At 58.1% G+C, this 25,330-nt stretch carries 26 protein-coding genes; 13 read left to right on the forward strand and 13 right to left on the reverse strand.

Translation table 11 applies throughout. The features are described from left to right. The first annotated feature begins 80 nt into the window (after positions 1-80). Positions 81-758, forward strand: a complete 678-nt coding sequence (gene trmB / locus ABNH18_RS08120; protein WP_349382338.1) for a tRNA (guanine(46)-N(7))-methyltransferase TrmB — start codon at positions 81-83, stop codon at positions 756-758. Positions 759-871: 113 nt separating this feature from the next. On the opposite strand, the gene ABNH18_RS08125 is transcribed toward trmB, so the two are convergent. From ABNH18_RS08125 to ABNH18_RS08155, 7 genes are all read right to left on the reverse strand, one after another. Continuing rightward, positions 872-1,369 carry a DUF7931 domain-containing protein gene (locus ABNH18_RS08125; protein WP_349382339.1) on the reverse strand — a complete coding sequence of 166 codons (498 nt, stop codon included), beginning with the start codon at positions 1,367-1,369 and terminating at the stop codon, positions 872-874. A 3-nt stretch (positions 1,370-1,372) separates the two neighbouring features. Beyond that, on the reverse strand, positions 1,373-1,798 hold the full coding sequence (locus ABNH18_RS08130; protein ID WP_349382340.1) for a GNAT family N-acetyltransferase: 426 nt from the start codon (positions 1,796-1,798) through the stop codon (positions 1,373-1,375). Positions 1,799-1,808: 10 nt separating this feature from the next. Beyond that, positions 1,809-2,942 carry a JmjC domain-containing protein gene (locus ABNH18_RS08135; protein WP_349382341.1) on the reverse strand — a complete coding sequence of 378 codons (1,134 nt, stop codon included), beginning with the start codon at positions 2,940-2,942 and terminating at the stop codon, positions 1,809-1,811. Then, on the reverse strand, positions 2,942-4,312 hold the full coding sequence (gene purB / locus ABNH18_RS08140; RefSeq protein WP_349382342.1) for an adenylosuccinate lyase: 1,371 nt from the start codon (positions 4,310-4,312) through the stop codon (positions 2,942-2,944). The genes ABNH18_RS08135 and purB overlap by 1 nt, the downstream gene beginning before the upstream one ends. A gap of 138 nt (positions 4,313-4,450) precedes the next feature. Then, on the reverse strand, positions 4,451-5,089 hold the full coding sequence (gene hflD, locus ABNH18_RS08145) for a high frequency lysogenization protein HflD (RefSeq protein ID WP_349382343.1): 639 nt from the start codon (positions 5,087-5,089) through the stop codon (positions 4,451-4,453). Next, the gene (gene mnmA / locus ABNH18_RS08150) at positions 5,086-6,180 is read right to left on the reverse strand and encodes a tRNA 2-thiouridine(34) synthase MnmA (RefSeq protein WP_349382344.1); all 1,095 of its coding nucleotides are present in this window, start codon (positions 6,178-6,180) and stop codon (positions 5,086-5,088) included. Before mnmA ends, hflD begins: the two co-directional genes overlap by 4 nt. A 6-nt stretch (positions 6,181-6,186) precedes the next feature. Next, positions 6,187-6,654, reverse strand: a complete 468-nt coding sequence (locus ABNH18_RS08155) for an NUDIX hydrolase (RefSeq protein WP_339343955.1) — start codon at positions 6,652-6,654, stop codon at positions 6,187-6,189. A 129-nt stretch (positions 6,655-6,783) separates the two neighbouring features. Here ABNH18_RS08155 and moaC point away from each other — a divergent pair, with 129 nt between their 5' ends. Genes moaC through ABNH18_RS08170 form a run of 3 tightly spaced genes read left to right on the forward strand, consistent with a single transcriptional unit; the run spans position 6,784 to position 7,992 of the window. Beyond that, on the forward strand, positions 6,784-7,266 hold the full coding sequence (gene moaC / locus ABNH18_RS08160; RefSeq protein ID WP_349382345.1) for a cyclic pyranopterin monophosphate synthase MoaC: 483 nt from the start codon (positions 6,784-6,786) through the stop codon (positions 7,264-7,266). A gap of 1 nt (position 7,267) precedes the next feature. Further along, complete coding sequence (moaD, locus tag ABNH18_RS08165) at positions 7,268-7,522, forward strand: molybdopterin converting factor subunit 1 (RefSeq protein WP_349382346.1); 255 nt, start codon at positions 7,268-7,270, stop codon at positions 7,520-7,522. Beyond that, a complete protein-coding gene (locus ABNH18_RS08170) occupies positions 7,519-7,992 on the forward strand; it encodes a molybdenum cofactor biosynthesis protein MoaE (RefSeq protein WP_349382347.1) in 474 nt (157 codons plus the stop codon). Before moaD ends, ABNH18_RS08170 begins: the two co-directional genes overlap by 4 nt. On the opposite strand, the gene ABNH18_RS08175 is transcribed toward ABNH18_RS08170, so the two are convergent. After that, positions 7,895-8,518: a pseudouridine synthase gene (locus ABNH18_RS08175; protein WP_349382348.1), complete on the reverse strand. Its 624-nt coding sequence runs from the start codon at positions 8,516-8,518 to the stop codon at positions 7,895-7,897. The genes ABNH18_RS08170 and ABNH18_RS08175 overlap by 98 nt on opposite strands. Positions 8,519-8,727: 209 nt before the next feature. Between ABNH18_RS08175 and ABNH18_RS08180 the strand changes: the two genes are divergently transcribed. Then, a complete protein-coding gene (locus tag ABNH18_RS08180; protein ID WP_349382349.1) occupies positions 8,728-10,950 on the forward strand; it encodes an NADP-dependent isocitrate dehydrogenase in 2,223 nt (740 codons plus the stop codon). 291 nt (positions 10,951-11,241) lie between these two features. Next, positions 11,242-12,504 carry an NADP-dependent isocitrate dehydrogenase gene (gene icd, locus ABNH18_RS08185; RefSeq protein WP_349382350.1) on the forward strand — a complete coding sequence of 421 codons (1,263 nt, stop codon included), beginning with the start codon at positions 11,242-11,244 and terminating at the stop codon, positions 12,502-12,504. A gap of 61 nt (positions 12,505-12,565) precedes the next feature. Here the strand turns inward: icd and ABNH18_RS08190 are convergent, their stop codons facing one another. Next, positions 12,566-12,820, reverse strand: coding sequence for a cold-shock protein (locus tag ABNH18_RS08190; protein WP_349382351.1), 255 nt, complete (start codon positions 12,818-12,820; stop codon positions 12,566-12,568). Between the two features lie 272 nt (positions 12,821-13,092). Between ABNH18_RS08190 and clpS the strand changes: the two genes are divergently transcribed. Then, positions 13,093-13,449 (forward strand): ATP-dependent Clp protease adapter ClpS, encoded by a 357-nt coding sequence (gene clpS, locus ABNH18_RS08195; RefSeq protein ID WP_050760192.1) that lies wholly within the window; start codon positions 13,093-13,095, stop codon positions 13,447-13,449. Between the two features lie 33 nt (positions 13,450-13,482). Further along, positions 13,483-15,747 (forward strand): ATP-dependent Clp protease ATP-binding subunit ClpA, encoded by a 2,265-nt coding sequence (gene clpA / locus ABNH18_RS08200; RefSeq protein WP_349382352.1) that lies wholly within the window; start codon positions 13,483-13,485, stop codon positions 15,745-15,747. Between the two features lie 126 nt (positions 15,748-15,873). On the opposite strand, the gene infA is transcribed toward clpA, so the two are convergent. The 4 genes from infA to trxB all read right to left on the reverse strand — a co-directional run bounded on the left by infA (position 15,874) and on the right by trxB (position 18,654). Further along, complete coding sequence (gene infA / locus ABNH18_RS08205) at positions 15,874-16,092, reverse strand: translation initiation factor IF-1 (RefSeq protein ID WP_007149029.1); 219 nt, start codon at positions 16,090-16,092, stop codon at positions 15,874-15,876. Positions 16,093-16,192: 100 nt separating this feature from the next. Beyond that, positions 16,193-16,921: an arginyltransferase gene (locus ABNH18_RS08210; protein WP_349382353.1), complete on the reverse strand. Its 729-nt coding sequence runs from the start codon at positions 16,919-16,921 to the stop codon at positions 16,193-16,195. A 49-nt stretch (positions 16,922-16,970) separates the two neighbouring features. Then, positions 16,971-17,687, reverse strand: coding sequence for a leucyl/phenylalanyl-tRNA--protein transferase (gene aat / locus ABNH18_RS08215; RefSeq protein WP_349382354.1), 717 nt, complete (start codon positions 17,685-17,687; stop codon positions 16,971-16,973). A gap of 19 nt (positions 17,688-17,706) precedes the next feature. Then, on the reverse strand, positions 17,707-18,654 hold the full coding sequence (gene trxB, locus ABNH18_RS08220) for a thioredoxin-disulfide reductase (RefSeq protein WP_349382355.1): 948 nt from the start codon (positions 18,652-18,654) through the stop codon (positions 17,707-17,709). Between the two features lie 352 nt (positions 18,655-19,006). Between trxB and ABNH18_RS08225 the strand changes: the two genes are divergently transcribed. The 5 genes from ABNH18_RS08225 to serS all read left to right on the forward strand — a co-directional run bounded on the left by ABNH18_RS08225 (position 19,007) and on the right by serS (position 25,252). Continuing rightward, the gene (locus tag ABNH18_RS08225; protein ID WP_349382356.1) at positions 19,007-21,322 is read left to right on the forward strand and encodes a DNA translocase FtsK; all 2,316 of its coding nucleotides are present in this window, start codon (positions 19,007-19,009) and stop codon (positions 21,320-21,322) included. A gap of 9 nt (positions 21,323-21,331) precedes the next feature. Continuing rightward, positions 21,332-21,961, forward strand: coding sequence for an outer membrane lipoprotein periplasmic chaperone LolA (gene lolA / locus ABNH18_RS08230; protein WP_349382357.1), 630 nt, complete (start codon positions 21,332-21,334; stop codon positions 21,959-21,961). Between the two features lie 56 nt (positions 21,962-22,017). After that, positions 22,018-23,349, forward strand: a complete 1,332-nt coding sequence (locus tag ABNH18_RS08235) for a replication-associated recombination protein A (protein WP_349382358.1) — start codon at positions 22,018-22,020, stop codon at positions 23,347-23,349. Then, a complete protein-coding gene (locus tag ABNH18_RS08240; protein WP_349382359.1) occupies positions 23,349-23,756 on the forward strand; it encodes a fluoride efflux transporter FluC in 408 nt (135 codons plus the stop codon). The genes ABNH18_RS08235 and ABNH18_RS08240 overlap by 1 nt, the downstream gene beginning before the upstream one ends. 206 nt (positions 23,757-23,962) lie before the next feature. After that, positions 23,963-25,252, forward strand: a complete 1,290-nt coding sequence (serS, locus tag ABNH18_RS08245; protein ID WP_349382360.1) for a serine--tRNA ligase — start codon at positions 23,963-23,965, stop codon at positions 25,250-25,252. Positions 25,253-25,330 lie beyond the last annotated feature (78 nt).

Here is a 25,330-nt window from a genome sequence, read left to right on the forward strand (position 1 = left end):
AATTCCAACAAGGGGTGGCACTGGCGACCGCCATGCCTACAATGTGCCTCCCGTGAGTCGCTTCGCCAGTCAGGAATACCATGTTTGCCAACAGCCGTGCGGTCAGCTCGAACCAGTCGGGCGTTCATAATGATCTGGATAAGGTGGTGCGCAAACATCTGGCTTCGGTGTGGCAAGCTCCCATTGCCGATCATGACCGTGCCGCATTCGAACAGGCACGTGCCTGGCGCGATGATAGTGGTCACGATCGTGCGCTGATGTTGGACTCCGGCTGTGGCACGGGCCGTTCTTCTGTGCTGTTGGCTCACGCGAATCCGGATGCCCTGGTGATCGGTGTGGATCAGTCAGCTAACCGGCTCGAGCGCGGCGGGCGCCGTTGGTTGCAGCCGCCGGACAATCTGCTGTTCCTGCGCGCGGATTGCACCGGGTTGTGGCGTTTGATGCAGCAGGCGAATTGGCAGCTTGCCCGCCATCAGATTCTTTATCCGAACCCCTGGCCGAAAAGCGCCCACCTCAAGCGTCGCTGGCAGGGCCACCCGGTGTGGCCCTCTGTGCTGGCATTGGGGGGTGAGCTGGAATTACGCAGCAACTGGCCGGTGTATCTTGAGGAGGTTCAGGCGGCACTGGCAATCAGTGAGATTGACGCGGTGCTGGCGCCGTTAGCGGTAGACGGGGAGGCCGCCACGGATTTCGAGGAAAAGTATCTGGCCAGCGGGCAGGCGATCTGGCAGCTGACCGCCAGTTTGATCGTGGATTGAAAGATTGTCGGGTTACGCCCTTCGGGCTCTCTGTGCCCTTGGGTAAACACGACCTACAAAAATCGACCTTTCAAGCCAAGTAGGTCGTATTAGGCGTAGCCGTAATCCGACATTCAAAGCCTCAGCTCACGCAGCTCCTGTGATCCGCCAGCCCGTTCCCAATGCTCCCTAAACTGTTTGCCTAGCCGCGGCGCACGGGGCAGCCGGTGTCCACTCAGGTCGAGTCGGGCGGGCCGGGGCCAGCCGCTGGCTTCAAACAGGCCAGTGCCGTCGGCGATGGCAAAGCACAGCTGGGTATCGTTGTCGTCTTGCTGGGTCTGGCGCAGGGTGATTCTTGAGGGCAGGCGCCGTGACAGGTGAATCAGCCGGTGGCCGTTGCGCACCGCGCTGCCCAGGTGATCAAACAGAATGCGGATATCGGCCCGGGCACTGCTCAGGGCCAGTGTCTTGATGGCATTGCACACGTCGACGTTATCGGTCAGGGCGTCCAGTACGGGAGCGCGAAGCCACAGGCTGCGGCGACTGGAGACGATTAACGTCGCCAGTGCCGTGCCGGCGTCACTGCGGGCAGGGTGATGCAGGGTGTCGTCGTCACCGATGACTAGCTGCATAGGCTAGATCAGCGGCTTGAACATTTGTCGGTGGGGGATGTTGGCATCCATAAAAATTCCCCCGGACACTGAGAAGCCGGCGGCTTCGTAGAAGCTGGTGGCGTGGGTCTGCGCGTGGAGGAAGATTTCTTCCATGCCGTTGCCGCGGGCTGCTTCTTCGGCGGCAACCAGCAGGGAGCTGCCGACGCCGTTATTGCGCTGCTCGGAGAGCACACACAGGCGGCTAATCTGGCCGCTGGGCAGGAGGCGAATACAGCCCACGGGCTGTTGGTCTGCGTCCAGGGCGAGAAAGTGAATGGCGGCGCTGTCTTCGCCATCCCACTCGAGCTCTTCCGGCACACGCTGTTCATTGATAAAGACGTTCTGGCGGAGGTTGCGCAGGGCGGCTTCGTGTTGGTCCCAACGGGTTTCGATAATGCTGATAGCCATAGGGGTCTCGTTATAGTGGGGCGAAGTAGCCCTGTTCAATCCATTCATGAAGCAATTCTCTTGCGGCGGGCGTCATAACTGCGTCCAGCTCGCTTTCTTGGTAGCGTCTTTTGCTGGCCAATAGCTGCACCAGCGGGCGTTGTTGTTCTGTTAGCGTGTGGCTGTCGCCGTTGAGCCAGGCCAGTTTGCCCTGCATGAGCAGGCGCGCGCTGCCATGACGAACCAGGGCCACGCTACTATCGCGTTCGCGGATATGGTGATCATCTATCGCAAATTCAAGGCCATCCAGCCGGGGGGTGGATAGCCAGCGATAAACAGCCCGTTCGATGGCATCCGGTTGGAGCAGGTCCAGGGCCCCGCGAATCAGCTGCTGACGGTCGGCGTCGGCCAGTACCGTGGGGTCGGGCGTGACACCCCGATCTGGGTCGGCGAACAGTTGGCTGTCGGATTCGGCCAGGCATTCGCCGGCAATCTCGGCCATCAGCATCTGGTAATCCGGGGCACGAAAGCCCACTGACCAGGTAATACAATCGTTGTCTTCGGCGACGCCGTGGTGAGCCACGCCCGGGGGTAGGTAGAGCACGTCGCCGGGGCCGGCGACGAATTCTTCGCGTACCGGCATATCGGCCACCAGTTTTAGCTGATCGGTGGATTGGCGGGGTGTGCTTTCGTCGCAGACGTCGCCAAGCTGCCAGCGGCGGTTGCCCGCGGCCTGAATCAGGAAGACGTCATAGCGGTCGAAATGCGGGCCGACACTGCCGCCTTTGGCGGCGTAGCTGATCATGATGTCTTCCACCCGCCAGTTGGGCAGGAAGGCAAAATCATCCAGCAGCAGTGAAGTGTCGGTTAGGAAGTGATCAACGGACTGGACTAAAAGGGTCCAGTTCACCTCGCCAAGGGTCTCGAAGACATTGTCGTCCAGCGGGCTTTGCAGCACCGACCAGGGGCCGTTATCGGTCCCGGTGATGATGCGCGCTTCCACGGACTCTTCCAGGGCTAGCCCCGCCAGAGTGTTGGCGTCGGGTTGGTCCAGCCCGCGGGCAGCACCAGGCATGAACAGGGGCTTTTTCTGCCAATGTTCACGCAAAAACGCTGCCGGGGTGAGCGGCAGCGTGAAGGTAGGCAGCGGGTGCTTTGAGGGCATCAGATGCTGCGGGCTTGCTGGGCGGCATTGCCCACATAGGTGGCCGGGGTCATGGCCAGCAGGATTTCCTTGGCTTCATCGGGGATCGCCAGCTCATTGATGAAGGCGGTCAGGGTATCCTGATTGATGCCGTCCTTGCCGCGGGTCAGGGCCTTGAGTTTTTCATAGGGCTTTTCGATGCCGTAGCGACGCATGACGGTTTGAATTGGCTCGGCGAGTACTTCCCAGGCCGCATCCAGGTCTTCGTCCAGGCGCGCCGGGTTCACTTCCAGCTTGCTGATGCCTTTCAGGCTGGCTTCGAAGGCAATGACGCTGTGGGCCAAGCCCACGCCCACGTTACGCAGTACGGTGGAGTCGGTCAGGTCACGCTGCCAGCGGGACATGGGCAGTTTGGCGGCCAGATGATCCATGATGGCATTGGCCAGGCCCAGGTTGCCTTCGGAGTTCTCGAAGTCAATGGGGTTGACCTTGTGCGGCATGGTGGAGGAGCCGACTTCGCCTTCCACGGTGCGCTGCTTGAAGTAGCCCAGGGAAATGTAGCCCCACACGTCACGATCGAAGTCCAGCAGGATGGTGTTGAAACGCATCAGTGCGTGGAAGTATTCGGCGATGCAGTCGTGCGGTTCGATCTGGGTGGTGAAGGGGTTGAAGGTGAGCCCCAGGCCTTCCACAAAGCGGCGTGCGAAGGCTTCCCAGTCCACGTCTGGGTAGGCGGACAGGTGGGCATTGTAGTTCCCCACGGCGCCATTGATTTTGCCGAGCAATTCCACGGCGGCGAACTGGTCGCGCTGGCGTTGCAGGCGAGCGACTACGTTGGCCATTTCCTTCCCCACGGTGGTGGGGGAGGCGGACTGACCATGGGTGCGCGACAGCATCGGTTGGTCAGCCTGGGCGTGGGCCTGTTTGCGGATGGCGCTGATTACCTGGTCCATTTTCGGCAGCAGGGTTTCCCGCGCTTCGCGCAGCATCAGGGAGTAGGACAGGTTATTGATGTCCTCGCTGGTGCAGGCGAAATGCACGAACTCGCTCATGTTGGCCAGTTCGTCGTGTTCTGCCATCTGTTCCTTGATGAAATATTCCACCGCCTTCACATCGTGATTGGTGGTGGCTTCGATGGCCTTGATGCGCTCGGCATGCTGAGGTTCGAAATCGCGAGTGATGCCACGCAGGTTCCAGGCGGCCTGGCCACTCATCAGAGGGACTTCCGGGATGCTTTTGTCGTGGGCCAGCTGTTCCAGCCAGCTGACTTCCACATGGACGCGGAAGCGGATCAGGCCGTATTCACTGGTGGTGTTGCGCAGTGCATCGACTTTGCTGGCGTAACGACCGTCTACCGGTGAAATGGCAGTCAAAGAGGTAAGGCTGGACATGTCAGGCTCCCGAATATCGTCCAAATAGGTACGTACACGTACATTCCAAAGGCGGCGCAATCATACAGCAAAATTCCGTAAACTGCGCCGCCGTTGGCGAGGGGTAAAAGCTAAGCTATTTATAGCTTTAACAGCTGCCTATAAGTTATTGATATCAATGGAATCAATAAGGGCAAGAAGGCGCTTTCGGTGGAACAGGAGGTGCCAGCGACGCCCGCCCAGCTGGTGCCAGAGGAAGGCGGCGCGGACCCCGGCGAGGAACAGGGCGCGGATGCGGGCGGCCTTGTCATCGTCTTGTAGGTGGGCTGGATCGCCCTTGACCTGAATGCGGAAGCGAAAGGTGCCCAGGGTATCCACATAAATGCCGGCGATACGGTGACAAAAAGCATCGTCAGAGAATTTGTCAAAGTGTGCTTGCTGACCGCTTAGCGCCAGCAACCGGTTGCGTAGAATGCTCACGGTGTCGTCGTTTTTGCGCAACTTGCCGGCCAGGTGGAGCAGAGCCAGGCCGTAGTTCAGTGGGCGCAGGTTAGCGCCGGCGGAGTCCTTGTTCAGGCTGCGGTTGAGCAGGCTGACGCCTTCGCGGAGCCGAGCGGGTTGGGCATAGATGCTATCGAAATCGTCGGCATCCAGCGCCATGACCCCGGCAATCAGCGCCTCGAAGGCCTTTGGGTCACAGTCGCCACGCTGGGCCACATCGTCAGCCAGCTGGGCGGCTTCTAACACGGCGGCCAGCGCCAGCAGTTGCTGTTGTTCCGGTGAGAAACGTTCGCTCATGCGGTTTCCTCAATAACGGCGCCGCCCAGGCAGACCGGGTCATCGTAGAACACCACGGACTGACCGGGGGTGACGGCGCGTTGCGGTTCATCAAATATGACGTGAACCCGGCCTTCCCCGGCATCGCTGACCGTGCAGGCCTGGTCGGGTTGACGGTAGCGGGTCTTGGCGGTGAGCCGGGCTGGCAACGTCGGTGCTTCCAGGGCAACCCACTGCATGGGCGCGCTGGTCAGTTCACGACTATAGAGCAACGGGTGATCGGTGCCCTGAACGGCAAGCAGCACATTGCGCTCCAGGTCCTTGCCGGCCACATACCAAGGCGCTTCGCTGGCACTGGCCAGGCCGCCGATGCCCAGCCCCTGGCGTTGGCCCAGGGTGTAGTACATGAGCCCGTCGTGTTTGCCGATAACATTGCCTTGATCATCTTCAATGGTGCCGGGCTGGGCAGGCAGGTACTGCTCAAGGAAGTCCTTGAAGCGGCGCTCACCGATAAAGCAGATGCCGGTGGAGTCTTTTTTCTTGTGGTTGTCGAAGCCTTTTTCTTCGGCGATGCGGCGTACTTCCGGTTTTTCCAGATCGCCCAGCGGGAAAAGGGTGCGGTCGAATTTCTGGTAGTCCACCGCGTGCAGGAAATAGGTCTGGTCCTTGTTGGTGTCGACTGCGCGTAACAGCTGCGCTTTGTCGCCATGGCTGACCTGAGAGTAATGGCCCGTGGCGATGTAGTCGGCGCCAAGAGTGATGGCATGATCAAGGAATGCCTGAAACTTGATTTCCTTGTTGCAGAGGATGTCCGGGTTGGGGGTGCGCCCGGCCTTGTATTCAGCGAGAAAGTGGGCGAATACGCGATCCCAGTACTGCTCGGCAAAGTTGGCGGTGTGCAGCTCTATGCCCAGCACGCCGGCCACCTGCATAGCGTCGAGCAAATCTTCCCGGGCGGTGCAGTAATCGGTGCCGTCGTCCTCGTTCCAGTTCTTCATGAACAGGCCTTCGACCTGATAACCCGCATCGATCAGGCGGGCCGCTGCCACGGAGGAGTCCACACCGCCGGACATACCGACGATGACATGGGTGTCTTTTGGGGCCTTACTCATGACAAATCATCCTCTCTGCAGAGGCCAGGGGTGCTGATAAATGCTGTCCAGGGGCAGTCGGCGCCCGGACAAATAATCCTCTAGGCATTTTTCTACTAGGGCGCTACGGTGCTGGTGCCGACGGGCGCGGAACTCGTCCGGGGTCAGCCATTCGGCTTCGAGAATGCCGGTGTCGAGTTTCTGTCTGGGGTCGTGGCTGATCGGTCTGGCCACGAAGCAGGTGCGGTAATAGACCCCCGCGCCCTTGTGCGGCTGGAAAATGTACCAGCCAAGCAGGTCAGTGATTTCCACCTGCCAAGCGCTTTCTTCCAGGGTTTCGCGGTAGGCGGCCTGCATCAGGTTCTCGCCGAACTCCACATGGCCCGCGGGCTGGTTCAATACTTCCTCACCCTTGCTCATTTCACGGACAAACAGGAAGCGGCCGTCTTGTTCGACTACGCAGGCCACAGTAATGTGCGGCTCAAAGCTGTTCATAGCGTATCCTACCGGACAGGAAGCACCGGGTGCCGTTACAGGCTGATGGCGATGCTTCATTCAATTCTGGAAAGGCGGGAATGGTAGCGCAGCGGCGCCACAGACAACAGAGCGGAGACTCCTCTGAGCATGACAGAGCAACGATTTACCCACCTGGACGATAGCGGCCGGGCCCAGATGGTGGATGTGACCGACAAAGACACTACTCAACGTACCGCCACTGCGCAGGCGCGGGTACGTATGCAGCCGGCTACGCTGCAAATGATACTGGGTAGCGAACACCCCAAGGGTGATGTGCTCGCCACCGCCCGGATTGCCGGAATTCAGGCGGCAAAGAAGACCTGGGATCTGATTCCATTGTGCCACCCGCTGTTGCTGACCGGGGTTACGGTGACTATCGAGCCGGAGGGGGTGGATGTGCTGAGCGTCCAGGCAACCTGCAAGCTCAAAGGTACTACAGGCGTGGAAATGGAGGCATTGACCGCCGCATCGGTGGCCAGCCTGACCCTCTATGATATGTGCAAGGCGGTGGATCGGGGCATGGTGATTGAAAACGTGTGCCTGCTGGAAAAATCCGGTGGCCGCAGTGGCCAGTTTCGTCGGGAGAGTTGAGGTGATTGAGATACGTTTTTTTGCCGCTTTGCGTGAGCGGGTGGGTAGTGACAGCCTGACGGTAACCCCGCCGGACGGTGTCGGTACGGTGGCGATGCTGGTGTCCTGGCTGGCTGACGAGAATGAGATGGTGGCTCGTGCGCTGGAGGCGACCCCCCGTTATATGGTGGCGGTGAACGAGGCGCTCAGCCAGGAGCAGGCAGTGATCAGTGATGGCGATGTGGTGGCCTTGTTTCCCCCGGTGACCGGCGGATGAAGATTCATGTGGCCGTCACGGACACGGCGCTGGTGCCTGCGCAGCCGTCTGACTGGCTTCGCGACGCGGGCCTGAGCGGCGCCATGGTGCAGTTCTGCGGCCAGGTGCGTGATGAGCAGGGCAGGGTAGAGGCCCTTCATCTGGAGCACTACCCCGGCATGACGGAGGGCGCATTGCGCACCATTGTCGATCAGGCCGGACGGGAATGGCACCTCAATGGTGCCTGGGTGGTGCACAGAGTTGGCACCATGGTGGTCGCTGAGGACATCGTGCAGGTGGCCGTCAGCGCCCCGCATCGCCAGGACGCGTTTGCAGCCTGTGCCTTTATCATGGATCTGCTGAAAACCCGTGCGCCGTTCTGGAAGAAAGAGCTTATCGACGGCCGCTGGATTTGGGTCGAGGCCCGCCAGAGCGATGACGAGGCCGCCGCTGCCTGGCTGCAGGCGGCTTCGGCGCATGAACCGTCATAGAGCGCCATTCCCCGGGCGCCAAGGCGTCAATGCACCACTCGCCAATCTGCCAGCGAACCAGTCGCAGTGTGGGGTGTCCTATGGCTGCGGTCATTCGCCGCACTTGTCGATTTCGACCTTCGTCTATAGTGAGCCTGAGCCAGCTATCGGGTACGGTTTTACGCGAACGGACAGGCGGATTGCGCGGCCACAAGGTGGGAGACTCAATCAGTTCGACTTTTGCTGGCCGTGTGGGGCCGTCCTTCAGGGTGATGCCTTGGCGCAGTTTTTGCACTTCCTGCTCACCAGGCTTGCCTTCCACCTGGACCAGATAGGTTTTGGGAAGTTTGTACCGTGGATCGCTGATGCGTGCCTGCAGGGCGCCGTCATCGGTCAGCAACAACAGGCCTTCAGAATCCCAGTCCAGTCGACCGGCCGGGTATACGCCGGGCACCGGCACGCACTCGTGCAGTGTTCGCCGGCCCTGGTCGTCGCTGAACTGGGAGAGGACCTGAAACGGTTTGTTAAGTAAGATCAATTGCGCCATGGGGTGAGTATCGATGACTGTTGTTGGTCTGCGGTTGCTACCGCTTGTCCTAACAAGGCTAAACGGTCAGTGCTATACTCGCCAGCCTATGCAGAATACAGTTTTATTCGGAGGGAGCACTCCTGTTGGGTGCCCGCTGATCTGACGGCCAAAAGCCGACTGATATCAGGCGGAAAGCTCTACCAATACAATTGGGACCTTGTAATTCTATGACCACGCCTAAAATTATTTACACCATGACCGATGAGGCGCCCGCGCTGGCGACCTATTCCTTTTTACCCATTATTGAAAAATTCACTTCAATCGCCGGCATTGAAGTTGAAAGTAGCGATATTTCCCTCGCTACCCGCATCCTCGCCAGTTTTCCTGAGCATCTGTCTGACGATCAGAAGGTGAATGATACTCTCGCCGAGCTTGGGGAGCTGACCCAAGACCCGGAAGCCAACATTATCAAGCTTCCCAATATCAGTGCTTCCATTCATCAGCTGCGGGCCGCTATCGCTGAACTGAATGAGCATGGTTATAACGTGCCGGAATACCCTGATGAACCTCAGAACGAGGAAGAAGAGGACATCTTGGCCCGTTACACCAAGATTCTTGGCTCTGCAGTGAATCCGGTACTTCGTGAAGGTAACTCTGATCGTCGCGCGCCCATTGCGGTTAAAAATTATGCGCGCAAAAACCCGCATAGCATGGGGTATTGGAGCCCGGCTTCGCGCACCCATGTTGCACACATGCGCGGCGGAGACTTCTTTTCCCATGAGACCTCCTCGACTATCGAGAAGGCCTGCAAAGTGCGCATCGAATTTGAAGATGTAGACGGCAATATCACGGTCAAGAAGCCAGAGCTACCGCTTCTCGATGGCGAAGTCATTGATGCCATGTACATGAGTCAGAATGCGCTCAGCGACTTTTTCGACAAGCAGATTGAAGATGCCAAGAACACCGGCATGCTGTTTTCCCTGCACGTAAAAGCCACCATGATGAAGGTGTCTCACCCCATTGTGTTTGGTCATGCGGTAAGGCGCTTCTACAAGGAGCTGTTTGATAAGCATGGCGATGTGTTGGAAGCGATTGGCGCTAACCCGAATAATGGTTTGAGTCACATCTACCAGAAAATTGAAGAATTGCCGATTTCCCAGCGTCTTGAAATTGAGACAACCATCCGCGCCTGTTACCTGCACCGCCCTGAGCTGGCCATGGTTGATTCCGACCGCGGGATTTCCAACCTGCACGTGCCCTCTGATGTGATCGTGGATGCCTCCATGCCGGCGATGATCCGTCAGGGCGGCAAAATGTACGGCGCCGATGGCAAGCTCAAGGACACCAAGGCGGTCATCCCGGAAAGTACCTACGCCACCATCTACCAGGAAGTCATCAACTTCTGCAAAACCCACGGCGCCTTTGATCCCGTGACCTGTGGTTCCGTGCCTAACGTTGGTTTGATGGCGCAGAAGGCTGAGGAATATGGCTCCCACGACAAGACGTTTGAGGCCTGCGGGAATGGCACCATGCGTATCGTTCGTGAAGATGGCCAGGTGTTGTTGACACACGATGTGGAGAAAGGGGATATTTGGCGTATGTGCCAGGCGAAAGACCTGCCTATTCGTGACTGGGTGAAGTTGGCCGTTGTCCGTGCCCGGCAGAGTGATACCCCGGCCATTTTCTGGCTGGATAAGGAGCGTGCTCACGATGCACAGCTGATCCTGAAGGTGAAAGAATACCTTGAGGAGCACGATACGGACGGGCTGGATATCCGCATCATGTCTCCGGTTCAGGCAATCCGCTATACCATGGAGCGCATGATCCGCGGCAAAGACACCATCTCAGTAACGGGCAACGTGCTGCGTGATTACCTCACCGACCTGTTCCCGATTCTGGAACTCGGAACCAGCGCGAAGATGCTGTCCATTGTTCCCTTGATGGCCGGTGGCGGACTTTACGAAACCGGTGCTGGCGGCTCGGCCCCCAAGCACGTTCAGCAGTTTCTCGAGGAAAATCACCTGCGTTGGGATTCGCTTGGCGAGTTTCTGGCACTGGCGGTTTCCATCCAGGAGCTCGGCGAAAAGTATGGAAACAGCAAGGCGAAAGTGATTGCGGCCGCGCTGGACAAGGCTAATGAACTGTACCTGGAGGAGAACAAGTCACCGTCACGGAAAGTCGGCCAGCCGGATAACCGGGTTAGTCATTTTTATGTGGCCATGTACTGGGCACAAGCCCTTGCGGCACAAGACGACGATGCTGAGTTGAAAGGCAAGTTTACGGAAATTGCCGCTGCGTTGGCCGAAAACGAAGAGCAAATCGTGAAGGAAATGGTTGCTGTGCAAGGCTCGCCCACTGATATCGGCGGTTACTATAACCCGGATTTCAGCAAGGCCTCGGCTGCCATGCGTCCCAGTGCAACCTTTAACGCCATTTTGGAGAAACTCTAGCAGGCTGTTGCCTGACCTGAAGAAGCGTACAGCTGTTGAGTTTTGTGGCGACAGGCGAATCGCCTGGCCACAAAGCACAGCAGATGTGTGCTGCGGGGCCTGCCCTGCAAGGCTTTTCAATGATCCCCCTGATGCCCGCTATTGAGCCCAATCGCCGGGCGCCCTCCGTTACGACACGCCCCTTGTCGCAGATCACTTAAGTGCCAAACCGGTGCTCCACCCAGCCTTTGGCTCGATGCTATACTCGCGAGCAGAGGCCGAATTTGCTTTTATTCAGAGGGAGAAGTGTAGATGGGATACCAAAAGATCACGGTTCCTGCAGACGGTGACAAAATCACAGTTAATGCGGACCTGTCCCTGAATGTCCCCAATCATCCGATTATTCCTTATATCGAAGGGGATGGCATTGGTGTCGATATTTCACCAGTGATGATCAAAGTGGTTAATGCAGCCGTGGAGAAAGCCTACGGCACCAAGCGTGGCATCACCTGGATGGAAGTGTTCGCCGGGGAAAAAGCTACCGTCGTATATGGGCCCGATGAGTGGCTGCCCGAAGAAACTCTGGAAGCCTTGCGGGAGTTCACCGTGGGCATCAAGGGGCCGCTGACCACGCCGGTGGGTGGTGGCATCCGCTCCCTTAACGTGTCTCTGCGTCAGGAGCTGGACCTTTACACCTGCATGCGTCCGGTGCGCTATTTCGAAGGGGTGCCCAGCCCGGTGGTTCACCCTGAGCTGACTGATATGATTATCTTCCGAGAGAATTCCGAAGATATTTATGCGGGCATTGAATGGGCGGCCGACAGCCCGGAAGCGACCAAGTTGATTCGTTTCCTGCGTGAAGAAATGGGTGTTACCCAGATCCGCTTCCCGGAAGGCTGCGGTATTGGCGTTAAGCCGGTGTCCCGTGAAGGTACCCAGCGGCTGGTTCGCAAGGCGATCCAGTATGCCATCGACAACGACAAGGATTCCGTCACCCTGGTGCACAAAGGCAACATCATGAAGTACACCGAGGGGGCCTTTAAGGATTGGGGTTACCAGCTTGCCGGTGAACGTTTTGGTGCTGAATTGCTGGATGGTGGGCCTTGGATGACCATGAAAAACCCTAATACCGGCAAGGAAATCATCATTAAGGATGTGATTGCAGATGCATTTCTGCAGCAGATTCTGATGCGCCCGGCGGATTACAGCGTGATTGCCACCCTGAATCTGAACGGTGATTACATTTCCGACGCGCTGGCAGCGGAAGTCGGGGGCATCGGGATCGCACCGGGGGCCAACATTGGCGGCTCCGTATCCTTGTTCGAGGCCACTCACGGCACCGCGCCCAAGTATGCTGGCCAGGATAAGGTAAACCCCGGTTCGCTGATTCTCTCCGCGGAAATGATGCTGCGCCACATGGGCTGGAACGATGCGGCCGACCTGATTATCAATGGTGTGGAAGGTGCTATCGCGGCGAAGACAGTGACTTACGACTTCGAGCGACTGATGCCCGATGCGACGTTGCTGAAGTGTTCAGAGTTCGGAGATGCAGTGGTGGGGCATATGGGCGCCTGAGGGCGCCCGGTTGAACCGATAAGGGTTTTAGCGTGGAAGACCCGCCAGCAGGCAGGGCGGGTCAGGAAGGCGTCGTCTGATCTTCAGTGGCGCCTTCTTCATTACTGGCTTCTTCGTTGGCGCGCAGGTTGATGGCGTGGAACCCTTTGTTGGCCGGTTGCACCTCGTATTCCACGGGCTGTCCGGCTTTCAGGCTTTTGTAGCCATCCATTTGAATGTAGGAATAGTGGACGAACAAGTCTTCGCCCCCTTCGTCCGGGCGTATAAAACCGTAGCCCTTGGCGTTGTTAAACCACTTTACTCGTCCCGTTGCCATGGTCCTTCCCTCTGCCTATCCAATGGCGAATATGTTTATTTTTATCCTCTGGCTTCCCGCTGCGGTAAACTGGCGCCTGAGTCTATTGTGCAACTTTTAAACATGCACAGCAGGGTGTCAACCCCGTGAAATCATCCATTGGAATTGATTTGTAGCGGGGGGATTGAAAAAACACTGACCACCCATCATTTCTTCATTGCCTGCTGACGCCAGCAGGGTTACAACGGTTTTGAGGCTTTATGAATTGGCATCAGCAAGATTGGCATCCGGTAATGATTGACGAAACAGGCACGCTACGCGGCGGGCCGGCAGATTCCCCCTCAGACCCGGACCGACACGGTGACATGGCCGTGGAAGAGGCCAAGCCAAAGCTTAAGCCCCCATCCATGTATAAGGTGTTGATGTTGAATGACGACTACACCCCGATGGATTTTGTGGTAGAGATATTGGAAGACTTCTTCAATCTGGGCCGGGAGCAGGCCACACGGGTCATGCTCACGGTGCACACTGAAGGAAAGGCGGTGTGTGGGGTGTACCCCCAGGACATTGCCGAAACAAAAGCCACGCAAGTGGTGGAATACGCCCGGGAGAATCAGCATCCGCTGATGTGTCAGGTAGAACAGGCCTGATGCCCTTGCGGGCCCATGCAGTGAGGTAGCCTTATGCTCAGCAAAGAACTGGAAATGACGCTTAACGAAGCGTTTCGCCACGCACGTGGCCACCGTCATGAGTTTATGACCGTGGAGCATTTGCTGCTGGCGCTGCTGGATAACGAGGCGGCCGTCGAGGTCCTGCGTGCCTGTGCCGCAGACCTGGATGAATTGCGTGATGCGTTATCCCAATTTATCGAGGACTCAACCCCGCTCTTGCCAGACACGGATCCGGAGCGCGATACCCAGCCGACACTAGGCTTTCAGCGGGTATTGCAGCGTGCTGTGTTCAGTGTGCAGTCCTCGGGCAAGAAAGAGGTCAGCGGGGCGAACGTGCTGGTGGCCATCTTTAACGAACAGGAGAGTCAGGCGGTTTATTTCCTTAACTGTCAGGACATTCATCGCCTGGATATCGTCAACTTCATTGCCCACGGTATTTCCCAGATTGAAGACGACGCGCCTTCCATTGAGACCGAGCAGGAAATGGAGGCGGGAGCAGAAGGTGCGCCAGCCAGCGCGCTGGACAACTACGCCACCAACCTGAACGAGATGGCTCGCGAGGACCGCATTGACCCGCTGGTGGGCCGCGCGTTTGAGATTGAGCGGGCGGCGCAGATTCTCTGTCGTCGCCGCAAGAACAACCCTTTGCTGGTGGGTGAGCCCGGTGTCGGCAAAACCGCCATTGCCGAGGGCTTGGCGCGGATGATCGTGGAAAAGCAAGTACCAGAACCCTTGCAGGACGCGGTGGTCTATTCGCTGGATCTGGGCGCGCTGCTGGCTGGTACCAAGTACCGTGGCGATTTCGAAAAACGCCTGAAAACCCTGCTGGCGGAACTGAAGAAAGAGCCTAACTCGATCCTCTTTATCGATGAAATTCACACCATCATCGGGGCCGGAGCGGCCTCCGGCGGTGTCATGGATGCCTCCAATCTGCTCAAGCCGTTGCTGGCATCCGGTGAGCTTAAATGCATGGGCTCGACCACGTTCCAGGAATACCGGGGCGTGTTCGAGAAGGATCGGGCTTTGTCGCGCCGTTTCCAGAAAATCGATGTGGTTGAGCCGTCCGTGGAAGACACGGTGGGCATCCTCAAGGGGCTGAAAAGCCGTTTTGAGGCCCACCACGATGTGAGTTACACGGATGCGGCCCTGAAAGCGGCGGCCGAGCTGAGTGCCCGGTACATTAATGACCGTTACCTGCCGGACAAGGCCATCGATGTGATCGACGAAGTGGGTGCCTGGCAGCGGCTGCGCCCGGAAGACCTGCGCAAGCACACCATCGAGGAAACCGATGTGGAGGATATGGTGGCCAAGATCGCCCGAATTCCTCCCAAGCAGGTGTCATCCTCCGACAAGGAGTTGCTGCGTAATCTGGAGCGCGATCTGAAGATGACTGTGTTTGGCCAGGATGAGGCCATCGACACCATCTCTGCGGCCATCAAGTTGTCTCGCGCTGGCCTCAAAGGCGAGCACAAACCCATCGGCAGCTTCATGTTTGCCGGCCCCACCGGGGTAGGTAAAACCGAAGTGAGCCGTCAGCTGGCCCGTGCGCTGGGTGTCGAGCTGGTGCGTTTTGATATGTCCGAGTACATGGAGCGGCATACCGTGAGCCGCCTAATTGGCGCACCTCCCGGTTATGTGGGCTTTGATCAGGGTGGCTTGCTCACTGAGGCAATCACCAAGACGCCGCACTGTGTGCTGTTGCTGGATGAAATTGAGAAGGCCCACCCGGAAGTGTTCAATATCCTGCTGCAGGTGATGGACAATGCCACGCTGACCGACAACAACGGTCGCAAGGCGGACTTCCGTAACGTGATTCTGATCATGACCACCAATGCGGGTGCGGAGGTGCTGAACAAGCGTTCTATCGGCTTTACCGAGCAGGACAACAGCACCGATGGCATGGAAATGCTCAAGAAGGTATTCACGCCGGAATTCCGCAACCGTCTGGATGGCACCATCCAGTTCCTGCCATTGACCAGCAAGGTCATTCTGGGTGTGGTCGACAAGTTCCTTGTGGAACTGCAGGCCCAGCTTGATGAGCGCGGCGTGGTGCTGAACGTGGATGACGCCGCCCGCACCTGGTTGGCCGAGAAGGGTTACGACAAGGATATGGGGGCACGCCCCATGGCGCGTCTGCTTCAGGAGAAAATCAAGAAACCGTTGGCGGAGAAACTGCTGTTTGGGGAGTTGGCCAGTGCCGGTGGGCAGGTCAATATTACCGAGAAAGACGGGGACTTGGTGCTTTCCGTGGAAGCGGCCACAGCGGAACCCGCGTAAACCAAAGACAGCGGTGCGTCTTTCTTTTGCGGAAGATGCTCTGCTGTTTCATCAACGCAAAGACAACAAAAAAACCCGGCAATGCCGGGTTTTTTTGTTGGTGTATTCGGCCGGAGCCGTTCCGGGTTATTTCATCCGGAAAGTGATGCGTCCCTTGGTGAGGTCATAGGGAGACATTTCCACTTTTACACGATCCCCTGTGAGGATGCGGATATAGAACTTACGCATCTTCCCGGAGATATGGGCCGTAATTACATGACCGTTGTCCAGCTTCACACGAAACATCGTGTTGGGCAGGGTATCAACGATGACACCTTCGAGTTCGATTTGCTCTTCTTTCGCCATCCAACAAATACCTTGGGTTACCGGCTATTAGCGACGCGCAATTGTGCAGGAAAAGAGCCTTGGCTGCAAAAGAAGTTGGAAAAAGGGTGGGGGCGGAGGCTTAAGCCCCGGAATCACTGGGTTCGACGTGCTCTTTCCAGCTGCCACTGGCGAGAATTTCCAGTGGCTGGTACTGACTTTTGTAGTTCATTTTCTGGCATTGGCGAATCCAGTAGCCCAGATACAGGTAGGGAAGCTGCAATCGCTGGCACTGTTCGATCTGCCATAGCAGCGCCATGACGCCCAGGCTGCGTTCGGGCAACGTGGGGTCAAAGAAGGTGTACACCGCAGAGAGGCCATCACCAAGCTGGTCGGTGACGGCCACGGCGACCAGCTTGCCCTTCAGGCGAAACCCGTAGAAATGGGTGTCGGCCCATTCGCAGGTCAGAAAATTGGTGAACTGTTCCTCCGAAGGCGGGTACATGTCGCCATCGCCATGGCGATCATTGATGTAGGCGGCATAAAGCGTGTACAGCTCTCGACTGAAACGGGCCGGTTCCCGGTTCACGACCAGGTCGACGTTGTTCTTGAGGATGCGACGATGGCGGCGACGGGGCCGGAAGTCGTCCACGCGGACCCGGGCGGGGATGCAGGCATTGCAGCTGTCGCAGTGGGGGCGATACAGATAATCGCCGCTGCGGCGAAACCCCAGCAGGCTCAATTCGCTATAGAGCTCCGGTGACAGCTGTGCCTGGGGGTCCACAAACAAGGTGGAGGCCTGGCGGTCTTCCAGGTAGCTGCAGCTATGGGCGGGGGTGCGGAAAAAGCGCAGCGTGGACAAGTCGGTCATGCTGCCAGTGTAGCCTAGCGTCGGGGTGCTAAAAAGCCTGACATACGGTTTACAGGGCTTGCAGTGTCGCCCAGTCAAATTGGCTATCTGGCCAGGGTGTGGGGGCTGGCTGAGCAGGAATCCAATCCCGAAGGCAGATCTCAAAGGTGTCGCGAGCGATCATTTGCGCTCCCATCGACATGAGGTGAGGGTTCTCGATCTGGGCATCAAGCAAGCGGATATCCAGTGCGCGGGCCAAGTGACGCAGTGCCACTAGTGCCACCTTGGAGCCATTGCGTTGCGGGGAGGCCATGGATTCGCCGAAAAATATCTGACCAAGTTGAATGCCGTAAAGGCCGCCGGCCAGCGTGCCGTCTTGCCAGATCTCCACGCTGTGAGCGTAACCAAGCTGATGCAGTCGGCAATAGGCCTCGATCACGTCCTCACTGATCCAGGTGCCGGGTTCGCCTTGGCGCGGGGCGGCGCAGGTGCGCATGACTGTTTCAAAGTCGCGGTCGAAGGTGACGGTGAAATCCGCCTGACGAAGATGCCGGGACAGGCTGCGGCTGACATGCAGCTGTTCGAGCCAGATCACACAGCGGGGCGCCGGGCTCCACCACAGGATGGGTTGGGTTTCTGCGTTGTACCAGGGGAAGATGCCAGCGGAATAAGCCCGCAGAAGGGTCTGCGGGTGAAGATCCGACCCGGCAGCCAGCAGGCCGTCCGGGTCGGTGAGGGCGAGGCGGGTATCGGGGAAAGGCTCCCCAGTTTCCAGCCATGGCACCATGTGGTTGCCCTCCGGTCTATCAGTCGTTCAGGCTGTCCAGGAAGCGCTCGGCATCCAGCGCCGCCATGCAGCCTGCACCCGCAGAGGTTACGGCCTGACGGTAGATGTGGTCGGCCACGTCGCCGGCCGCAAATACACCCTCAACACTGGTGGCGGTAGCATTGCCTTCGGTGCCGCTGGCGATCTTGATGTAGCCGTCTTTCATGTCCAGCTGACCGGTAAAGATATCCGTGTTCGGCTTGTGACCGATGGCAATGAAGACCCCTTGCAGATCCAGATCCTTGCTGCCTTCACCTTTGGTGGACTTGATGCGCATGCCAGTGACGCCACTGTCATCGCCCAATACTTCTTCCAGGGTGTGGTCCCATTCAACAGAAATGTTGTCCTTGGCGAGCAATTTGTCCTGGAGAATTTTCTCCGAGCGCAGGCTGTCACGACGGTGCACCAAGGTAACGTGTTCGGCAATGTGGGACAGGTACAGCGCTTCTTCCACGGCGGTGTTGCCGCCGCCGATGACTGCCACTTTCTGGCCCTTGTAGAAAAAGCCGTCACAAGTGGCACAGGCAGATACGCCTTTGCCCATAAAGGCTTCTTCGGACTCCAGGCCCAGGTACATGGCGGTGGCGCCTGTGGCGATAATCAGAGCGTCACAGGTGTAGGTGCCATTGTCACCCTTGAGCGTGATCGGCCGGCTGCTCAGATCCACGTCGTTGATGTGGTCGTAGACCATTTCCGTGTCAAAACGTTCGGCGTGCTGCTGCATGCGCACCATTAGGTCCGGCCCCTGCAGACCCTCCACATCACCGGGCCAGTTATCCACTTCGGTGGTGGTGGTGAGCTGGCCACCGGGCTGGATACCGGTGATCACAACCGGCTTGAGGTTGGCACGGGCGGCGTAGACGGCCGCAGTGTAACCCGCCGGGCCGGAACCCAGAATAATCAGCCGGTGGTGCTGCAGGTCGCTCATGTGTTACTCCAGTAAATATATAGGGTGGGCAGGTGGGTGGGCACGTTATGCCGCGTCCGTTCTTGCGAGTCCAGTTGTGGGGGCAAGGCCTGCACATTCAAGGCAGTGAAAACTACCGCAAAATAGGGGCGTCGTGAAGCCTGATCATGGGCTATCAATGCAATAGGGAGAGGCGACTGCCGCGGGTGTGAGCCTCAGAAACCGGCGATTTTGTGCGATAATGCCGTGCGCCCGGGCATACCGGGTGGGGCAAAGCTGGCCGCCCTCACTGTGATTGACTACAATCGCAATAATTTCAATCCGTTATCAGCTATTCTTTATCCAATAGTTTGACTTTATTGAGGGGCAAGGCGTGAGTAAAACGATTGCCGGGCAAGGACAGTCCGGGTTTTCTCGCCATCTCAAACGCGGTTTGGTGGAAGGCATGGTCATTGCTCTGATCGCCTTTTCCCTTTACCTGCTGCTGGCGTTAATCAGTTTCGATAGCCGTGATCCTGGCTGGTCTTATGTGGGCAATGTTGACGCGGTGCGCAATGCCATGGGCCGTGTGGGAGCGTTCAGCGCTGATCTACTGCTGGGCCTTTTTGGCTATATGGCCTACCTGTTTCCGGTGTTGCTGGGCTTTTGGGCCGGCAAGGTGCTGCGTGAGCGTCACGCCGGGTTGCCGGGAAGCTGGCCGCTGTTCAGCCTGCGGTTGGTGGGTTTTATCCTGACCATGTTGGCGGGCACGGCGCTGTCGTACATGCATTTCACCGTGGGCGATGCGTTGCCGGAAGGCGCCGGAGGTATTCTCGGCCATGAGGTCGGCGATGCCTCCCTGGCGGGGTTCAACCCGCTGGGTGGCACCTTGATGATGGTGGCGTTGTTTCTGATCGGTGTGACCATCTTTACCGATCTGTCCTGGATCGCGCTGGCCGAAGGGCTGGGGGCGCTGGTGCTTGGAGCCATCGAGAAAGTGCCAGCCTGGTGGCAAGCGCGCAAACGTCAGCGCGAAGAACAGCGGCAGAAGAAAGAAGCCCATGAAAAGCGCGCCAAGGTAATCACCGAGGCCAAGAAAAAGGCAGAGACGCGAACTCCGCCGAAAATCGCCAAACCTGCCAAGCCGGTGGAAAAAAGCGTGCGGGTTCAGAAGGAGAAGCAGCAGAAACTGTTTACCACGGAAGTGTCCGGTGAGTTGCCCCCGGTGGGCCTGCTGGATGCGGTGGAAGAGTCCAAGGGCGGTTATTCCGAAGAAGCCCTGGAAGGGATGTCACGACTGCTGGAAATCAAGCTTAAGGATTTCAATATCGACGCGGAAGTGGTCGCGGTTCAGCCCGGCCCGGTAATTACTCGCTTCGAGATCCAGCCTGCTGCGGGTATTAAGGTGTCTAAAATCACCAACCTGGCCAAGGATCTGGCTCGGTCGCTGGCGGTGATCAGCGTGCGGGTAGTGGAAGTGATTCCCGGCAAGACCACCGTGGGGATCGAAATCCCCAACGAGCAACGGGAAATGATCCGCTTTACCGAAGTGGTCGGCACACAGATGTTTGATCAGGCACCGTCGCCCCTGACCATGGCCCTGGGCAAGGATATTTCCGGTGGCCCGGTAATGGCTGACTTGGCAAAAATGCCCCACTTGCTGGTGGCCGGCACCACCGGTTCCGGTAAATCCGTGGGGGTGAACGCCATGCTGTTGTCCATGCTGTTCAAGTCCAGCCCGGATGACGTTCGCCTGATTTTGATTGACCCCAAGATGCTGGAACTGGCGGTTTACGATGGCATTCCGCACCTGCTCACCCCGGTGGTCACCGACATGAAGGAAGCGGCCGGTGCGCTGCGCTGGGGGGTCGGGGAAATGGAGCGCCGCTACCGGCTGATGGCCTCCATGGGGGTGCGTAACATTTCCGGCTACAACCGCAAAGTAGAGGACGCCAAGAAGAAAGGTGAGCCCCTTAAGGACCCTCTGTGGAAGCCGGACGATCCCATGAACCTGGAGGAAGAGGCGCCGCTGGCTGAGCATCTACCTTATATTGTGATCGTCATTGATGAATTTGCCGACATGATGATGATCGTGGGCAAGAAGGTGGAAGAGCTGATCGCCCGGATCGCCCAGAAAGCGCGAGCCGCGGGTATCCACCTGATTCTAGCCACCCAGCGTCCGTCCGTGGATGTGATTACCGGCCTGATCAAGGCCAACGTGCCGTCGCGTATTGGTTTTCAGGTGTCGTCCAAAATCGATTCCCGCACGGTGCTTGATCAGGGCGGGGCTGAACAGCTGCTGGGCCATGGTGACATGCTTTATTTGCCCGGCGGCACCAGTGTTCCGGAACGTGTTCACGGCGCCTTTGTCTCAGATGAAGAGGTGCACCGGGTTTGTGACGATTGGCGTAAACGCGGCGAGCCAAACTATCTGGAAGAAATTCTCGATGGTGGGAGCGACCTCAGCGCGCCGATGCCCGGCATGGAAGGGGCTGGCGGCGGTGATGATGAAAACGATCCGCTCTACGATGAAGCGGTAGCGATCGTCACCGAATCCCGACGGGCGTCCATTTCGTCCGTGCAACGAAAACTGAAAATTGGCTACAACCGCGCCGCCCGCCTGGTGGAAGCTATGGAAATGGCAGGGGTAGTCACTGAGGCCGGTAACAATGGCCAGCGCGAAGTGATCGCGCCGCCGCCGGTCAAATAAGGAGATTGAATGAAGAAGTTGCTGTTGAGCCTGACGTTGGTGCCTGCTGTGCTGTTTGCGTCTACTGCATGGGCGGGCGCCACGGATGATCTGCTGGACCGCTTGCAGACACTCAAATCCATGAAAGGAGAGTTTGAGCAGGTGGTGCTGGATCAGGGCGGCACGCACATGCAAGAAGCCACGGGTCGTTTTCAGGTGGCCCGCGGGAACCAGTTTTACTGGCTCACTGAATCTCCCTACGAGCAGATGGCGGCCTCTGACGGTAAAACCGTCTGGGTCTATGATAAGGACCTGGAGCAGGTGGTAGTGCGCCCATTGAGCCAGGATTTGGGCCAGACACCGGCTCTGTTGTTTGGTGGCAAGCCTGCGGATGTGGCCAAGGCGTTCAGCATTTCCGAGCGAGACAATCAGGGTGCTGAAGTCACTTACCGGCTCACGCCGAAAGGCCAGGACCCGCTGTTCGATCAGCTGGATGTCACCTTCAAGGGTGATGAGCCTGCGTCCATGCGCCTGCAGGACGCGCTGGGCCAGCAGACGGTGATCGACTTCAAAAGCCTGAGCCTGAACGGGGGCATCGACAGCGACCTGTTCCACTTCGAGCCGCCTGAAGGCACAGATGTCATTCAGCAACAACAGTAATAGAGGGTAACGGCCGGCTCTCCCGGCCGCTGCCCGGTTACCAGTAGGCGTTTTCCATGAGCGATCTTTTTGCCGCCGATGCCGCCCAGCAGGCACAGCCACTGGCGGCGCGCCTGCGACCCTCCCAGCTCGATGACTATGTGGGCCAGCAGCACCTGGTTGGCGAGGGCAAGCCGCTGCGCCAAGCCCTGGATCGAGGCCAGCTGCATTCCATGATTCTGTGGGGCCCGCCGGGTACCGGCAAAACCACCCTGGCGTTGATCATGGCGCAAACCGTGGATGCCGCGTTCATTACGCTATCTGCTGTGCTGTCAGGTGTAAAAGATATCCGCGCTGCGGTTGAGCAGGCCCAGATTCGGCTGGGGCAGGGGCGCCGCACTGTCCTGTTTGTGGACGAGGTGCACCGCTTCAACAAGGCCCAGCAAGATGCGTTTCTTCCTCATGTTGAAGAAGGCACCATCACCTTTATTGGCGCCACCACCGAAAACCCTTCGTTCGAGCTAAACAACGCGCTGTTGTCGCGGGCCCGGGTGTACCGGTTGCGGGCGCTGGCCCCGGATGACCTGACCGGTTTGCTGGAGCGAGCTCTGCAGGATCCGAGTCTTAACGGCATGCAGTTGGATGCCGAGGCGCAGGAGCTGCTGCTCAACTACGCCGACGGCGATGCCCGGCGGTTATTGAATATGCTCGAAGTGGCGGCGGACCTTGCCGACATGGAGACACCGCAAATCGATGCGGAGCTGATGCGCGAGGTACTGCGCGATGCAGTACGTCGTTTCGACAAGGGCGGCGACCTGTTCTACGACCAGATCAGTGCCATGCATAAATCCGTGCGTGGCTCCGACCCGGATGCCGCCCTGTACTGGTTTGCGCGCATGCTGGACGGTGGGTGTGACCCGCTGTACATTGCCCGCCGCGTGGTTCGCATGGCCAGTGAAGATATCGGTAATGCGGACCCGCGGGCATTGACCCTGTGCCTGCAGGCTTGGGATGTGCAGGAGCGACTGGGGAGCCCGGAAGGAGAGTTGGCCATCGCCCAAGCCATTGCCTACTTGGCCGTTGCGCCGAAAAGCAATGCCGTCTACAACGCCTATAATCAGGCGTGCGCTCTGGTTCGCCAGCAGCCTACCGATGAAGTGCCATTGCATTTGCGCAATGCGCCAACCCAGCTTATGAAAGACGAAGGCTTTGGTGCCGAGTATCATTATGCCCATGATTTTCCCGAGGCCTTTGTGGCCGGGGAGAATTACTTTCCGGTGAGCCTGCAACATACCCGGCTTTATGAGCCGGTAAATCGCGGGCTTGAAATCAAGGTAGGGGAAAAGTTGGCCCGTTTGCGTGGGCTGAACGCCAGCAGCGACTGGACCCGTTACGGGAAGGGGAAATAATGTCGCTATCAGCGATCACTGAAGGAGGCATGCTGCCGTGGATTGCGGTGGCCTGCGGCGGAGCTATCGGCGCGTGTCTGCGTTTTGGCACCACCCTGTGGGTTGGGGTGCCAACCATGCCTGCCTGGCCCTGGGCCACATTCGGTGTGAATCTGGTGGGCAGCTTTCTGTTCGGCCTGCTGGCGATCATGCTGGCCAGCTTGCCGGTGGGAGATGTATGGCGGTTGGCATTGATGACCGGCACGCTCGGTGCCCTGACTACCTTTTCCACCTTTTCGTTTGAGTTGGTGCGGATGGTGGAAGCCAAAGCCTTTTCGCTGGCCGCCGGTTATGCGATGGCGTCGGTGTCGGTCTGCTTGCTGCTGGGTATAGCGGGATTGGCACTGGGACGACTGATTTTTGAATAATGTGGGGAGGTTGGAAGTTTAAAGTTCAAAGTTGAAACGCGGGAAAACATGGAGCTAAACAGAAGCGCCCGTGTTCGCGCTTAGGGCCTTCATAGCGTGGGTTACGCGCAGTGAAAACAGTGCCAATTGTGAAGCCTTGGTTCGCGTTTCAACTTTGAACTTTACACTTTCAACTCAGCCTTTTCTGATTTTGGAGTAAAAGAAACATGCTGGATATTCGTGCCCTGCGGCAGGACGGTGAAGCGATCAAAACGGCGCTGAGCAAACGCGGTTACACCTTGGATCTTGAAGCGTTTGCGTCCCTGGATGCCAAGCGCAAGCAAGCAGACATCCGTTCCCAGGAGTTGCAGGCCGATCGCAAGAAAGCCTCCAAGCAGGTGGGCGAACTGATCAAGTCCGGCATGGCGGTAGAAGACGCGAAGGCACAGGTAGCTGACACCCTGCAAACCATTGATGCAGAACTGGATCGGGAAGTGGCTAGCGCCAAGGCGATTCAGGAAGACATTCGTGACTTTCTGATGGGCATTCCCAATGTGCCGCAAGACGCGGTGCCGGCGGGCAACGACGAAGAAGACAATGTGGAAGTGCGCCAGTGGGGCACACCGAAAACGCTGCCGTTTGAGCCCAAAGATCACGTGGATGTCGGTGAGGCGCTGGATGGCGGGCTGGACTTTGAGCGCGCGGCCAAACTTTCTGGCGCACGCTTTGCGGTAATGAGCGGCGGGTTGGCGCGCATGCACCGAGCGCTGATCGATTTCATGCTGGATATGCACAGCGATGAGCACGGCTATCAGGAAGTGTATGTGCCCTTCCTGGTGGGGCCTGAAGCGCTGCGCGGCACCGGCCAACTGCCTAAATTCGCGGAAGACCTTTTCAAGATGGAAGGGGAGCGCGAGCTGTATTTGATCCCCACCGCGGAAGTGCCAGTCACCAATTTGGCCGCCGACGAGATCCTGGACGCGGATACCATGCCGCGCCGTTACACCTGCCATACGCCATGCTTCCGTTCCGAGGCAGGCAGTCACGGCCGTGACACTCGTGGCATGATCCGCCAGCATCAGTTTGAAAAGGTCGAGCTGGTGCAGATGGTACGTCCGGAGGAATCCGATGCCGCGCTTGAGGCGCTCACCGGGCATGCCGAAGCCGTTTTGCAGAAACTGGATTTGCCTTACCGGGTAGTGATCCTGTGTGGTGGGGATCTGGGCTTTTCCTCGTCTAAAACCTATGACATCGAAGTCTGGCTCCCGAGCCAGCAGTGCTACCGGGAAATCTCGTCCTGCTCCAACTTCCAGGACTACCAGTCACGTCGCATGCAGGCTCGCTGGCGCAATCCGGAAACCGGCAAGCCAGAATTGGTACACACTTTGAATGGGTCTGCCCTGGCAGTAGGGCGTACGCTGGTGGCCATTCTGGAGAACTATCAAAACGAGGATGGTTCCGTGACCGTGCCCGAGGCATTACGCCCCTACATGAGAGGCCTGGAACGCCTGAAGTAAGGCTGTTCTGGCGCAGATGTCGGCAAGCCTGTAGTAATGCAGGGTTCCTGCCGTTTGCGTTAGCCGCCTGCATCCGGC

This window comes from Alcanivorax sp. (assembly GCF_040118815.1).
GTDB lineage: Bacteria > Pseudomonadota > Gammaproteobacteria > Pseudomonadales > Alcanivoracaceae > Alcanivorax.